Here is a 12,530-nt window from a genome sequence, read left to right on the forward strand (position 1 = left end):
TACTTTGAAAGACGCTACAGTTGAATCAATTCTCAAAGAGATTGATTTTCTAGACACTTACCTTGAAAAAGAAATTGATGATCACAGTAAATTAGATTTTATTAAGCAGATTAACGAAAATATTAGAAGTGGAGTGATGAACTTTGCCGAAACTCTAACAGGCTCACCTAAGACGAAGAAATCAGTCTTTCTTTTCGAAGAGTTCGTCTTCGATTCAGTTCAAAGAACGGTAGAATCAGAAAATAAAATCTATAAATTGACTGAAAAGGAATTCGAAATCCTTTTTCCTATTTGCTCTAGGCCAAATAATGTCGTTCCTGTAGCGAACAGGACTTCCGCGTTTAATACGCAATTATCAAATTTAAAGAAGAAAATCCCCATTTTAAGACGTGTTATCATTTCTTATCATGGGCGTGGCCTCTATTTAAACGCCACTCCAATTGCTAAAAGCTTCCAGTAATTTTTACGGCCGAAACGAAAAAGAGATCAGATTAGCTATAATGAGAGAGTGAAACTTTTAGTCTTACTCTCTCTTTTTATTTCAAACTGCGTACTTGCAAAGACAAGGATCGCCTTTTTTAAAACTTATTCGCAGGGACAACTTATTCAGTTTAGTGCTGAAGGTCAGTACACGCATGTTGCCATTGAGTTTGAAGATAAATGGATTCATGCTGACCCCTATTACGGTGTGGTTGCCATCAACCATCTAAGTGAAGTCTCCATCAAAGAATATCAAGTTGACTTATTAGAGCACCCAGACGATCTCATACCAACAAAACTCATTGAAAAATATCTTGGACTTCCTTATGACCACAATTTTACTTGGTCTGATGATGCCATTTACTGCTCTGAACTTATTGCAAAGTTACTAGGACTTAAGCCAAGGCCAATGAAGTTTAACACTGAAATCTGGAATAATGACTATACATCTAAGAGAGGGCTTCCTGGACTTAGTCCAGATGATCTTTTTTCCAACCTTATGGAAAAGGGATTTTCAATCAAGTCGAAAAGTTGCTTTAATAAAATGAAAACATTTTCAGAGGTTCGATGAAAGTTCTTAGAGTTGTGATACTGGCCATTATTCTTGGTCTATTTGCACAAGTTGATTTTAAAATTCCTGCGCTACCAGTTTCATTTTCTGGTCAAACTTTTTTCATTCTCTTGAGCTTTTACTTTATTACAAGAAAAGAACTCTTCTCATATCTCGTTTGTTATTTAGTTTTTGGTATACTCGGTCTTCCGGTTTTTGCTCAAATGAGAAGTGGGCTCGATGCATTTACTGGACCTAGCTTTGGCTACTTTATGGGATTTCTCCTAATGCCAGTCTTTCTGCGCTTCCACTATCGTAAGCTAGAGGTGTTTCAATCAATTTTTATGCTCTTTTGCGCACACCTTATCATTTTGGGTGTCGGAACATTGGGGCTTCTAAGATATATGGATATTCCAGAGGCATTAGACAAAGGGTTCTACCCCTTTTTAAGTGCTGCTCTTTTGAAAGCAGCACTAATATATTTTTGTGTTTCGGCTTATCGCTACTTTAAAAAACTAAATTGAACATCTTTTGGATAAGCTTCTATACTGTTTCTCATAACATCTTTGGCATAGATAATTTTATTGTCACCTTCTTCTCCATTATAGATCTTTAAGGCCTCAAAATAGATGCTACTCTTCTTTAAGTTCTTATCTCCTTCTCGATCATTGATACGGGAGAGATAAATTTTTAGCAATATAGAGCCATAGACAATAGAAGCTTCAATATCGTTTTTCAGCTCTTCTTTTAATTGAACATAGAAATCAGGGTGATCACTTTCAACACTAACTCTATCCCAAAGTTCAACCCAACCCTCATTTACACAGTATTTAACCTTATCGTTAAGATACTGAATGTTTTTATAATGAGCGCCTTCGCGTCCACGAAGGCCGAGTTGATCGTTAACTTCTTTTAAAGCGATACTTGTAAATTGAGTTAAACCAGCAGCTCCAGTAGGACTCACAACTTTAGCGCGAAAAGAAGATTCCTTATCAACCAGTCCAGTGAAAACCCAAGGATCAATGCCAAAGCACTTTGTAATTCTAATAATATTTGAAGCGAGCTCAACTCTTTCATCAGAAGAAAGCATTGGATTTACTTTTTTGATGTGATTATTGATTTGCTCTACAGTTGGTTTCAATCGATAGAGAGAATAATTTATGGCCAGGGAGTTTGGCTTTACCCAATAACCCTTTTTATCAGCAAGAACAGATAGCGACATTATCGCTATAGCTAAGATTAGAATTCTTTGCATTTTTCCCCCAAGTTGAGGAGAAAACCTAACACGGCACAGCGTTATTTCGAAAGGATTTTATAAAATTTTCAGCTTTAGAAGTGCCAGTAGAAATTCGTTACATACTTGTCATCAAAACTCGTTTCTCTTTCGTAACCCACTGAAATTCCTGCATTTTTTGATACATGATAGCGCATCTCGAGCTCTAAGAGAGAGCGGTAGCGATCAAGCTGAGAATAAAAATGAAGTCTCTTAAAATTAATCTTCATCGACCATTGATCATTATTGTAAATAACTAAAATCTCAGGGCCAAGACCAATGCGAAGATCTCGATCAAATGTGCCCCAATAAGAGTTCTCAGCTCTAAGAAAAAGCGCCATGGCAAAATTTCCAAACGAAACGGCCTGTCCTAGAGAAATATCGACAAACGGAGCGTACTCTTGCTTTATCGTAGGCCTGTAATCGCGAAGTCCAAATGAAAATCTCCAGCTAAGGGAATTTGATAACTCGCTTAACGGTCTAATGGCATCAACGGAAACAACTGTAAAGTTATCGAGTCGAAATTTATCATCATAAAAATTCGTTTCAATTCTCCCCATTTCAGTAGAAGAAAAAGGAATGAAGCCCGCTTTTTTATCCATGAAATCGTGGAAGCTAAATCGATATTCAAACTCTCCCCCTATTTTATGATCTCTATAAAAGGGAGCAATTCGTATTCTCTTTGTTTCATGACCTTTTTCTGGGGCCATTTTCTTTTCGCCTTCAAAACTTAGAGTTTCACTCTCCTGCTCTATCTGGCTTCTCTTTAAATTCACATCATATTTCTTGTCATTAAATTCAGCATACTCGGGACTATTTTTCTGAGTAAAAAAAGGAGAATACTTAAAATCTAAATAATCGGAGTAAGCATCAATGACTTTGACATTATCTGTCTGTTCTAATTTTATTTTATCTTCTACTAATTTTTCAAAAGTCGACTTTTCATCAGTGTTTAAGGACTTCAATCGATATTCAATATTCTTATAAAGGCTTGGTCTAAAGTTCACATCTCGAACGATATTTTTCTCTTTGAAAAGTGCATAAATAGTTTGTACAGGAGGAACAAATAAATCGAGATCCTCCATCAGTTTCCAATCAGGTCGAATGGCATCAACAAATTCTAAAATATGATACGAACAATTTTCCGTGAAATAAAAATAATCAAAATAGGCCTGATTCATTTCATAGAGATGGGCCATAAAAAGGCGCAAGTCATCTTCATTAAAGTTCAATTCGTAATCCCAAAGATCACGCGATTCAGTGTCATTATATTCTCGAACTTTATAGTAATAAGGCATCATTTTAAAATTGCCTTTAAACCCACCAATAATCCCATAAATACCATATAGAAGAGGGTTATTTGTCGTTACCTGTGCCGAATAATCGACTCCATAATCTAAAAGTTCATTATTGTACTTTCCAGAATCCTTGCTTCTAAGACGAAAGAACGTATGTCCAAATGCCGATGCAGGCTTTTCAATGAAATAACTAGAAAAAATGAGTGAGACACTTTTTAGATTAACCTTATCAATGAATTTCTTATATTCAGGGCAATCTATTTCTAAATTTTGAGCTCGATCGAGAATAATTGCTCTTGCTGGAAAACGGCAACGGTTTTCTTTTTCAGAAAAAGCATTCAACGTTGCATTCAATTCCTTATCTGGATTTGTTTTTCCCTCTTTATGAAAGAAGAACTCTTTTGAATCCACTTCACTTGTATAGCCAGTTAATCCTTTCTGATAACGCAAGAGTTTTAGCCACTTGGGATCATCGTGATTAATTTTAGCAAAGGAAGGGAGAGATATGATCAAGATAAAAAATAGTAATAATTTCATGAGGATATAATAGGGCGTCCGAAGACGCCCAGACAAGCATTAAAGCTTGATAACGTTTGAAATTGCTGAGTGAATTTCTTGAGAAGTGTGACCTTTAACGAAGATCTTAGAGAAGTTCTTCTTAAGTGCCATCTTATTAGCTGTGTCAGCTTTAATAAGAGTTAGGTAAGCATCAAGAGTTTGGCCTTCACCTCTAGCAATGTCATTTGAAAGAGCTACTTTGTTGTTATCGATGAAAGAAACAGCTGCAACAGTTGCAGTTTTTGCATCTTCACATCCAAGAGTACCTGTAGACATACCAAAAGTTTGGTTACCTGATGTTCCGTTAAAAGTTGCAGCAAGTACGTTGAATACTAGACCATCTTTTCCTTTGAAAAGAATTGAACCAAGTCCACAACCAGCTGGTCCGTGAGCGGCCATTACAGATCCAGACATCATAATTCCTGCAGTTAGTGCTAACATTTTTTTCATAACAAACTCCTTATTGTTTTTGATAATTAATTCTATGTGGAATTAAAAAAACATCAAGAAGATTAACCTAAAGTTTTCTTATACTTAGCTTGTTTTTCGCGCAGATCGCCCTCAGCAACGTACGATAGAAGAATGGAAAAACTTTATATTTTCTAGTAGTAGAGAAATCTGCTCAGGCAATTTTTTACTCTTTTAAATGATCTGTGTTGATTTACGAACGTTGTCATTTCTTGCTAATATGGCCCAATATAATAACTCAGGACTATGCTATGAAAATTCAATATATCGTTGCTGGAATGGTTATCACTTTAGCCATTCTCTTTCTTCTCTCTCCTCGTTTTAGAAGGAATGAAAAAGAACTCACTCTTTTAGAAGCTTCATTTTTTGAAAGGCTTAAATTATACCAATCAGAAAATAACGAAGAAAATAAAAATGCTCTTGAAATTGCAGCAAGAGAGTACTTTTCAAAAACAGGACTTAAGGGTCAAAAACTAGAAGATAAGATCAATGAAGTTTTTAACTAATCACATTGCTCCTCTTCTCATTACGGCCATTGTAAAAACTCTTGGTTTTACTCTTCGCTTTGAGCATAGAAATTTAGAAAATAGAGAAAAAGCAAAAAAAAGTAATCCCTATGGAAGTTACGTTCTTGCAGTTTGGCATCAAAATATTGTCGCCTCTATTCTTTCTCAACAGGGTATCAAACATGTTGCGATGGTTAGTGCTTCTAAAGACGGTGACTTTGCCGTAAAGATCGCAAAGTTTTTTGGCTACACATTTGTTCGCGGTAGTTCTTCTCGCGGAGGTCAAGCTGCTCAAAGAGAAATGGTTAAAATCATCCAAGAAAGAAGTATTCCAGGTGGAATCACTGTTGATGGTCCTCGTGGGCCAAATCACGAAGTTAAAAGAGGTGTAGTTCTCACTGCTAGAGATACACAAACACCTGTTCTCCCTCTTCTTGTCGTTCCAAAGAATTATTGGAGTTTCAATAGCTGGGATAAATTCAGACTCCCAAAACCATTTTCAAAAGTTACAGTGGTTTATTTAGAACCAATTCATATTCCAGCTGATCTCGATAAAGATGACTGTAAGCCTTATACTGATAAGATTAAGCAAGTTTTAGAAGAAGCTGAAGAAAAATTCGAAGGTCATGTATGAGCGAAGAAGTTAAAACACTAGAAGATAAATTAAAAGATGAAATTGATAAGGCCAGATGGGAGCTTTTAAAAGACCATCACACAAGAGGAGCACTCTTTAAAGTAGAAGCAGGACTTGAGCTTTCACAAGTTGGTGCGGCCCTAGCAAAAGATGAAGTCTTAAAAGTTAAGGAATGGCTCGGACAAAACCTCTTTTATAAAGTTGAAGATGCACACGTTACAGAATTCGAAAAAATGGAAGACCTCGAATATAACTTTCTTATCATTCAACCTTATGTCCTCATTCAAGAGCGAAAAGAAGGTGAAGAATAATGAAAGTACTTTTAATGAGCTCACTTTTCTTTTTAGCCTCATGCCAAATGCAAGAACCAAAGTCACTTGGCCCAGTTCAAAAAGAAGACTCTTTTTTTCTAGCTCCATGCTCAACGGAGAGGGTCTGTCTTTCTTCCTATGAAGGAAGCTTTGAAAAGATTAAACCTCTTGGATCAATTGCAGAATCAATGATTGCCTTTGAAAAGATCTTTAAAAGCTTTGATGAACTAAATATTGTTAAAAAAGACGAAAAATATATCTACGCAACTTATGATGCTGGATTCAGTGGAATCTTTGATTTAGAGCTTCTCTTTGAAGGAGAAGAAATCAACATCAAGTCTCAAGCGCGTGCAAAGTATCTTACTTTTAATAAAGGTAAAAAGCTTTTAAACAAGATCGTCTTTAAATACTACCAAAGAGATTACTAATATTTTGAAGGGGCAAACCAACATCTCGGTCTTGCTCCTTCCATACTCGCTTTATCTCCTTCTCTTGCCACACAGGCACCCACATCAGCTTTAGAATCATCAAAAGGATACTCAATTCCAAGATCACACTGCGCACCAGATATGACTGTCTCTAGGCGACACTGTGGATCGGGATGCTTGTAATTTGTCTGCCCTACACTTTGTCCATTTCTAATAATTAAACTCGGCTCTACACTTCCCATTCTAAGAGATGAAAAAACACGAGAAACGCTAAGGCCTGCAAGAAGTGTCTTTTTACACTCTTCATCCATACAAAATCGTTCAGTTGATCGAACTTCCTCATCACTATAATACATGGGTAGAAATGGTGTTTCGAAGTGGTTTTCGAAAACCTTTCTCATACACTTTGTCGCTGCAAAGTAATCCGCTTGCCCTTCAGCAGAAGACCAACTTCTCTTATTTGAGCCTCCTCTAAATTTCTTTGGAGCACCTCCTAAATGGTGTCCTAACTCATGGCAAAGAATAAAAACAAGGCCGTCTTTAGTCATTTCAGGATGTCTTGCCATTCCTCCTAAAAGAACGATCACAGGGTTTTTCTTCTGATCTCTCGTTGCATGAGCATTCACTTTTGCCTCTGTCCATCGTCCTTCAACGATCAACTTTTTTCCAAAGTTCTTTTTGATAAAAGGACTCCAAACTTTCGTGAAGCGATCAATAATTTGATTAAATTCAAATTCACTGATATTTCCGCTCGATTTTTCATATGCTGAAAAAACAAGATCACTTTCTGGAAAGCAATTCTCTTTCGCGGCCGTTGGAAAAACTAAAATAACCATAAGAAGAACAATGTATTTCATCATCTTCTACCTCCCCACTTTTTCTTAACTCCAAAAGTGCGCAAAAGAGATGATCTGGATCAGCATTGTTTAATCTTAAAATCATTTTATTGAATCTCTCCCCTCATGTTCAGGTTGAGCTATTTTTTTTAAAACTTAATTGAAAGAAAAGATGCTTCAGGAGGGAATCATGAAAGCTCTAAAATTAATATTTGTTATGGCCTTTCTTATTAGCTTTATTCAGCAAGGATTAGCAGTTGGGGTGAGATCAGTACCCGTTGATAATCTCTTTGCTCCGATGGGATTTAATTCGAATGACAATGTTGAGGTTGTCGTTTCAGGATTCCTCCCTAACCTTTGCTACAAGGATTTGAGAATCAATCCGATAGTCGAAGGAAATAGAATTAAAATAGATGTAAAAGCAAATGACCTATCCGCTCCTGATGTTGTCTGCGGTGAGATGATCGTACCATTCCTTGAAGAAGTGCAATTAGGAGTACTTGATCAAGGTTGGTACGACGTCGAAGTTAACGGTGAAATCAACAATGAAATCTATATCGAAGAGGCCATTGATGATGCTATCGAAGATGAGGTTCTCGCCAATGTTGAAGTTGTTGTAAAAGATGAATACAGCAGAATCATTAAGCTAAAAGGTCACAACCCAAGTAGTTGTTACGAATTTGAAGCTTTCGAGGTGATTGATAACGGAAAAGATGTCTACTCAGTCTCTCCGATCATGAAGAAAGTGAGCGAGTTCTGCCCAATGAAAATGGTGCCATTCGAATTAGAGTTTGAGGTTCCAAATGATCTTAAAAGTGATCGACTCCTCATCCATGTAAAATCAATGTACGGAAACAATCTGAACTCTCTTTTTAATAACTCCGCATTCTGATTACTTAGAGAGATTCCAAAGGGCCCATCCAAGTGATGGGCCTTTTTATTTGAGGTTCTTTAAATAATAATCTTTGCTTTCAATATAGCGTTTATAATGTTCACCATATTGCTTCTTCTCTTGCTCAGTAAGCTCTCTTTTCACCTTGGCCGGACTTCCGACAATGAAGCTGCCCTCTGGATACACTTTTCCAGGAGGAACAAGTGAGCCTGCCGCAACTAATGAATTCTTGCCTATAACGGCTCCATCTAAAATTGTCGCCCCCATCCCGATCAAGCAATTATCCTCAATCGTACAGGCGTGCAAAGTTACGGAGTGACCGACAGTCACATTGTTTCCAATGATAAGGGGTAGAGATGTTTCGACGTGTAACATTGAAAGGTCTTGGATATTTGTATTTTCACCAATAATGATTTCATTAATGTCACCACGGGCAACGCAATTAAACCAAATATTAGAGTTCTTTTTCATCGTCACACGACCAATGAGATCAGCACTAGGTGCAATAAAGACACCTTCTTCAATCGTTGGCCTAAAGTTAGCTAATTCATGAATACTCATTTAAACTCCGGACAAAAAAAAAGCTCCCAATCGGGAGCTTTTAATTTATTTATTTTTCCTTCCAAGGAAGTTTTTCGATATAAGCAGAGAGGTCTTTTACATCTTGAGCTGAAAGCTTTTTGATATATGGGTCCATAACTTTGTTGATACGAACTTTATTTTGCATGTCTACGATTTGCTTTTCGATATACCATGCCATCTGACCACCAATCTTAGGTGCATTTTGAGATTTCTTTCCTTCACCTCTTTTACCGTGACAAACAATACACTTACCGTAAAGTTTATCTCCGCTAACAAGTTGTGGAGTGTCGAGAACAACAAGTGGTCCCTCAACAACTTCTTCTTCAACAACCTTAGGTGGGTTCTCTCTTTCTTCTCTCATTTTTGCAAGCTCAGCTAGCTCTTTTTGATGAGCTTCGTGCTTAGCGATTGCTTTATCCATATCAAAACGAGCGTTATTAACCGGAAGATTGCTAAATGAATCTAGGTTTACTACGGCAATTAGCCCGATAACTGCAAAACAGAATACTACCAACTTTGTCATTGATGCTCCGAATCCTTAAAAAATGAAGTCTATAACTTTGGGATTATAGGTTAAGACCCACGTTCTGTAAACTGAAGGACGCTATTGCTGCGACGCCACATCTGCAATAAATTCCTGTATTGAATTTACTTCACGAACAAGCCCAAGGTGCTCATCTGAGAGGAAGCCTTCAGCATTGGCCAATTTAAAGTGTGCAAGCAGATGATCAAAGAATCCATCGAAGTTTAAAACGTAGCAAGGCTTAGTGTGATATTCGAGCTGTGCCCAAGTGATAATTTCACAAAGTTCATCCAAAGTCCCCATTCCACCTGGGATTGCAACAAAGGCATCAGACCAATCGTACATGATCTTCTTTCTCTCGTGCATTGATTCAACAACTTCAAATTTTGTCAGATTATCGTGTGCAACTTCCCAATCAACGAGTGACTTTGGCATAACTCCCCAAACTTCACCCTTTTTCTCTAAAACTGAGTCGGCCACAGCACCCATAACACCAATTGATGCCCCACCATAAACAAGACCCATATTATTTTCGACAAGTAGCTCTCCGAGCTCCTTCGCCATTTCTACATATTTCGGTGACTTACCTGCAGATGAACCGCAAAATACTGCAATTTTCTTCATGAATTTCTCCAAATTATCTCTTTAAAGTCCAGTTAGATCAGTTTCATCTATACCATGACTCTCAAGGTTTTTATCAAAGTAAAAAAAGTATTCAACGTTTCCTGTTGTACCAGTTATTGGTGAGCGCATCGCCCCTTTGATAAAAAATTCATGCTCTTCACAAAATTTATAGAGATCAGATAAAACAAACTCTCTGTCTTCTTGCGATTTCACAATCCCATTCTTTCCAAGCTTCTCCTTACCTATTTCAAATTGTGGCTTCACAAGCGCCATAACTTCGCCCTTGTTATGAACCAGCTTCATAATACTCGGTAATGTGAGTTTCAAAGAAATAAAACTGAGATCAACCACGGCCAGATCACAAAGTTCACTTAACTCTAGCTCGTGTCGAATATTAGTACCTTCTAAGTTGACTACTCTTTCATCTTCAACCAGTGACTGGGCAAGCTGATCGTGACCGACATCAATGGCGTAAACTTTTGTTGCCCCATTTTTTAAAACGTAATCAGTAAATCCACCAGTCGAGGCTCCGACATCGGCGACGATTTTCCCTTGAACGCTAATTCCGTATTCTTTAAGCGCTCCTTCAATTTTGTGAGCGCCACGGCCGACATAGATAACATCTTTTCTAACTTCAAGTCCCTCTTCACTAACTTTTGTCGAGGCCTTAGTCATTTGTTTCCCATTAGAAAAGACGACACCTTCTTTAATAAGTTGAAGGGCCTGAGATCGAGTTGAAGCTAGGCCAGCATCAACGAGGGCCTTATCAAGTCTTTGTGTCATATTAAAATCGCTTATTGTAAATCTGCTTTGATTTCTAGATTAACGAGTTCGCCTTCAATTTGTTCAAAGTCAAAACTCTTTATTTCTTCAAGATTAAAAACTAAATCACCTTTTTGAAACTTCTTGATGAGTCTTCCATCACTGTGAATGAGAACCCCTTCCAGACCGATCTGAAGCGATGGTCCCTCTTCAATAGAATGGGGTAAAAGATAGGAAGTAAATTCAAAACGAATCCCACCCTTTGTCGTGACAATTCTTCTATGTTCTGGGCGAATATCCTCACGAGTGTGAAGTTCACTTACCAGAACAAGTCCTTTATCAATCCCTTTTTTATGGACAAGGCTAATATCAAGCGAAATAAACGCCTGGGCCTGTAGGGAAATAAACATAAGAAGTGTTGCCAAAAATTTCATCATAAGCTTATGATAGCTCTATATTCAAAGGAAGACAAAGTTGAAAATAAAAGAGCAATTAATATACAAAAACTACTGGATAGGACTAGGTCTTCTCTATACGGGAATTATGATCACTCTTTGCCTCATTCCAAGTTCACAAGCTCAATCAACGATTCCTCATTTAGATAAAGTTTTTCACTTTATCGCCCACTTCATTTGGACCTATTGGTTCGCCCAGATTTTCTCAGATAGAAGAAGAATTATTCTTGCTTCGCTGATTCTTGGAGGCGTCATCGAAATTCTTCAGGCCAAGACAGGTTATCGTCACGCTGAACCACTTGATGTCATGGCAAATTTCATTGGAGCCGTTTTCGGAGTCATTCCGATGCTACCAAAAAGTCTTTTAAGAATTGAGAAATTGATCAAGAATTAGAGAGCCATCAAATATTTTTTCGACTTCTCCACCAAGATAGATCGATGAATAATCTTCGTTAAATGGGATTTGCAAAACACCACCAGGCATATCAACTTGCACAGGTCCTTTCCAACCATATTGTTTAGAACAGGCAATTGCAGCAGCGATGGCCCCAGTACCACAAGCAAGAGTTTCATCTTCAACCCCGCGTTCATAAGTTCTTAGTTGAATATGATTTTCTGAGAGAATCTTGTAAAAGTTAGCATTCGCCCCCTCAGGAAATCTTTTGTCGTATCGAACTTTCGAACCGGCCTTAACAATGTCCAGTTCATCCAAGTCATCACAGTGAAAAACGCAATGAGGAACACCAGTGTTGGCAAAAAAAGAATGATCCGTTTCAAAGAGATCAGAAATATCAAAACGATTAACATCGTAATACTCAGTCATCTTTAAATTAACACTCTCTTTTTCAACGACTGCCGAATAAGACCCATTCATCGTCTGAAAAGAGTAATTCTTTCCATCACCGATATTCAAAAAACTAGCAAAGTGGGCAAGGCATCGAGCTCCATTTCCGCACATAGAAACTTCGCCACCGTCAGCATTCAAATAAACCATACGATAATCGTACTCACTTGAATCAGATGGATTTAAAAACAAAACCCCATCGGCACCAACACCAAACTTACGATCACAAATTTTATTCCACGAAATTTTATTGTCTAAAGCGATAGTCCCCGCTCTGTTATCAATAACAACAAAATCATTTCCTGTTCCTGAATATTTAGTAAATTCAATCTTACTCACCGCGCCAACCTTTGTGAATCCGAGCATTGCCATCTAACTCATTCGAGGATACAATGGCTTTTGCCAAATGACTAACGTTAGTGGTCTTTGGCGCTGAACCAGCCGGGCAGTGCTCGGTTGGTTAGAGCTTCTTATACGAAATCCAATTGAGGGCCATTAGCTCAGTT

The 12,530-nt window shown here is 37.6% G+C and carries 19 protein-coding genes; 9 read left to right on the top strand and 10 right to left on the bottom strand.

Features of this window, described 5'->3' with window-relative positions:
* Positions 1-4: 4 nt before the first annotated feature.
* The 3 genes from HBN50_RS14365 to HBN50_RS14375 are packed head-to-tail and all read left to right on the top strand — an operon-like array spanning position 5 to position 1,554.
* Entirely contained in the window at positions 5-460 is a 456-nt protein-coding gene (locus HBN50_RS14365) for a hypothetical protein (protein WP_273871153.1), read from the top strand.
* A 48-nt stretch (positions 461-508) separates the two neighbouring features.
* Positions 509-1,051, top strand: a complete 543-nt coding sequence (locus HBN50_RS14370; protein ID WP_273871155.1) for a YiiX/YebB-like N1pC/P60 family cysteine hydrolase — start codon at positions 509-511, stop codon at positions 1,049-1,051.
* On the top strand, positions 1,048-1,554 hold the full coding sequence (locus tag HBN50_RS14375) for a biotin transporter BioY (protein ID WP_273871156.1): 507 nt from the start codon (positions 1,048-1,050) through the stop codon (positions 1,552-1,554). The genes HBN50_RS14370 and HBN50_RS14375 overlap by 4 nt, the downstream gene beginning before the upstream one ends.
* Here HBN50_RS14375 and HBN50_RS14380 read toward each other — a convergent pair.
* The 3 genes from HBN50_RS14380 to HBN50_RS14390 form a co-directional block, all read right to left on the bottom strand.
* The gene (locus HBN50_RS14380) at positions 1,533-2,285 is read right to left on the bottom strand and encodes a transglycosylase SLT domain-containing protein (protein WP_273871157.1); all 753 of its coding nucleotides are present in this window, start codon (positions 2,283-2,285) and stop codon (positions 1,533-1,535) included. The genes HBN50_RS14375 and HBN50_RS14380 overlap by 22 nt on opposite strands.
* A gap of 74 nt (positions 2,286-2,359) precedes the next feature.
* Positions 2,360-4,138, bottom strand: coding sequence for an Lnb N-terminal periplasmic domain-containing protein (locus tag HBN50_RS14385; RefSeq protein ID WP_273871159.1), 1,779 nt, complete (start codon positions 4,136-4,138; stop codon positions 2,360-2,362).
* Positions 4,139-4,177: 39 nt separating this feature from the next.
* Positions 4,178-4,609: a DUF3015 family protein gene (locus HBN50_RS14390; RefSeq protein WP_273871160.1), complete on the bottom strand. Its 432-nt coding sequence runs from the start codon at positions 4,607-4,609 to the stop codon at positions 4,178-4,180.
* Positions 4,610-4,878: 269 nt separating this feature from the next.
* On the opposite strand from HBN50_RS14390, the gene HBN50_RS14395 reads away from it, so the two are divergent.
* The 4 genes from HBN50_RS14395 to HBN50_RS14410 are packed head-to-tail and all read left to right on the top strand — an operon-like array spanning position 4,879 to position 6,506.
* A complete protein-coding gene (locus HBN50_RS14395; protein ID WP_273871161.1) occupies positions 4,879-5,133 on the top strand; it encodes a hypothetical protein in 255 nt (84 codons plus the stop codon).
* Positions 5,117-5,767 (top strand): lysophospholipid acyltransferase family protein, encoded by a 651-nt coding sequence (locus HBN50_RS14400; protein WP_273871163.1) that lies wholly within the window; start codon positions 5,117-5,119, stop codon positions 5,765-5,767. Before HBN50_RS14395 ends, HBN50_RS14400 begins: the two co-directional genes overlap by 17 nt.
* Positions 5,764-6,078: a DUF2288 family protein gene (locus HBN50_RS14405; protein ID WP_273871164.1), complete on the top strand. Its 315-nt coding sequence runs from the start codon at positions 5,764-5,766 to the stop codon at positions 6,076-6,078. The genes HBN50_RS14400 and HBN50_RS14405 overlap by 4 nt, the downstream gene beginning before the upstream one ends.
* Positions 6,078-6,506: a DUF1499 domain-containing protein gene (locus tag HBN50_RS14410; RefSeq protein WP_273871165.1), complete on the top strand. Its 429-nt coding sequence runs from the start codon at positions 6,078-6,080 to the stop codon at positions 6,504-6,506. The genes HBN50_RS14405 and HBN50_RS14410 overlap by 1 nt, the downstream gene beginning before the upstream one ends.
* Here HBN50_RS14410 and HBN50_RS14415 read toward each other — a convergent pair.
* Complete coding sequence (locus HBN50_RS14415; protein ID WP_273871167.1) at positions 6,503-7,366, bottom strand: hypothetical protein; 864 nt, start codon at positions 7,364-7,366, stop codon at positions 6,503-6,505. The two genes, HBN50_RS14410 and HBN50_RS14415, sit on opposite strands and share 4 nt — an antisense overlap.
* 166 nt (positions 7,367-7,532) lie before the next feature.
* On the opposite strand from HBN50_RS14415, the gene HBN50_RS14420 reads away from it, so the two are divergent.
* Positions 7,533-8,234: a hypothetical protein gene (locus tag HBN50_RS14420; protein WP_273871169.1), complete on the top strand. Its 702-nt coding sequence runs from the start codon at positions 7,533-7,535 to the stop codon at positions 8,232-8,234.
* 45 nt (positions 8,235-8,279) lie between these two features.
* Here HBN50_RS14420 and HBN50_RS14425 read toward each other — a convergent pair whose 3' ends face one another.
* The 5 genes from HBN50_RS14425 to HBN50_RS14445 all read right to left on the bottom strand — a co-directional run bounded on the left by HBN50_RS14425 (position 8,280) and on the right by HBN50_RS14445 (position 11,162).
* Positions 8,280-8,795 carry a gamma carbonic anhydrase family protein gene (locus tag HBN50_RS14425; RefSeq protein WP_273871170.1) on the bottom strand — a complete coding sequence of 172 codons (516 nt, stop codon included), beginning with the start codon at positions 8,793-8,795 and terminating at the stop codon, positions 8,280-8,282.
* A 49-nt stretch (positions 8,796-8,844) separates the two neighbouring features.
* Positions 8,845-9,339 (bottom strand): c-type cytochrome, encoded by a 495-nt coding sequence (locus HBN50_RS14430; RefSeq protein ID WP_273871172.1) that lies wholly within the window; start codon positions 9,337-9,339, stop codon positions 8,845-8,847.
* A gap of 81 nt (positions 9,340-9,420) precedes the next feature.
* A complete protein-coding gene (locus HBN50_RS14435; protein ID WP_273871173.1) occupies positions 9,421-9,963 on the bottom strand; it encodes a TIGR00730 family Rossman fold protein in 543 nt (180 codons plus the stop codon).
* A gap of 21 nt (positions 9,964-9,984) precedes the next feature.
* On the bottom strand, positions 9,985-10,746 hold the full coding sequence (locus tag HBN50_RS14440) for a TlyA family RNA methyltransferase (RefSeq protein WP_273871175.1): 762 nt from the start codon (positions 10,744-10,746) through the stop codon (positions 9,985-9,987).
* A gap of 11 nt (positions 10,747-10,757) precedes the next feature.
* Positions 10,758-11,162 carry a hypothetical protein gene (locus HBN50_RS14445; RefSeq protein ID WP_273871176.1) on the bottom strand — a complete coding sequence of 135 codons (405 nt, stop codon included), beginning with the start codon at positions 11,160-11,162 and terminating at the stop codon, positions 10,758-10,760.
* Positions 11,163-11,199: 37 nt separating this feature from the next.
* Here HBN50_RS14445 and HBN50_RS14450 point away from each other — a divergent pair, with 37 nt between their 5' ends.
* Positions 11,200-11,574 carry a VanZ family protein gene (locus HBN50_RS14450; protein WP_273871179.1) on the top strand — a complete coding sequence of 125 codons (375 nt, stop codon included), beginning with the start codon at positions 11,200-11,202 and terminating at the stop codon, positions 11,572-11,574.
* Here the strand turns inward: HBN50_RS14450 and dapF are convergent.
* A complete protein-coding gene (dapF, locus tag HBN50_RS14455) occupies positions 11,545-12,363 on the bottom strand; it encodes a diaminopimelate epimerase (RefSeq protein WP_273871181.1) in 819 nt (272 codons plus the stop codon). The two genes, HBN50_RS14450 and dapF, sit on opposite strands and share 30 nt — an antisense overlap.
* Positions 12,364-12,530 lie beyond the last annotated feature (167 nt).

Source organism: Halobacteriovorax sp. GB3, assembly GCF_028649655.1.
Taxonomy (GTDB): domain Bacteria; phylum Bdellovibrionota; class Bacteriovoracia; order Bacteriovoracales; family Bacteriovoracaceae; genus BSW11-IV.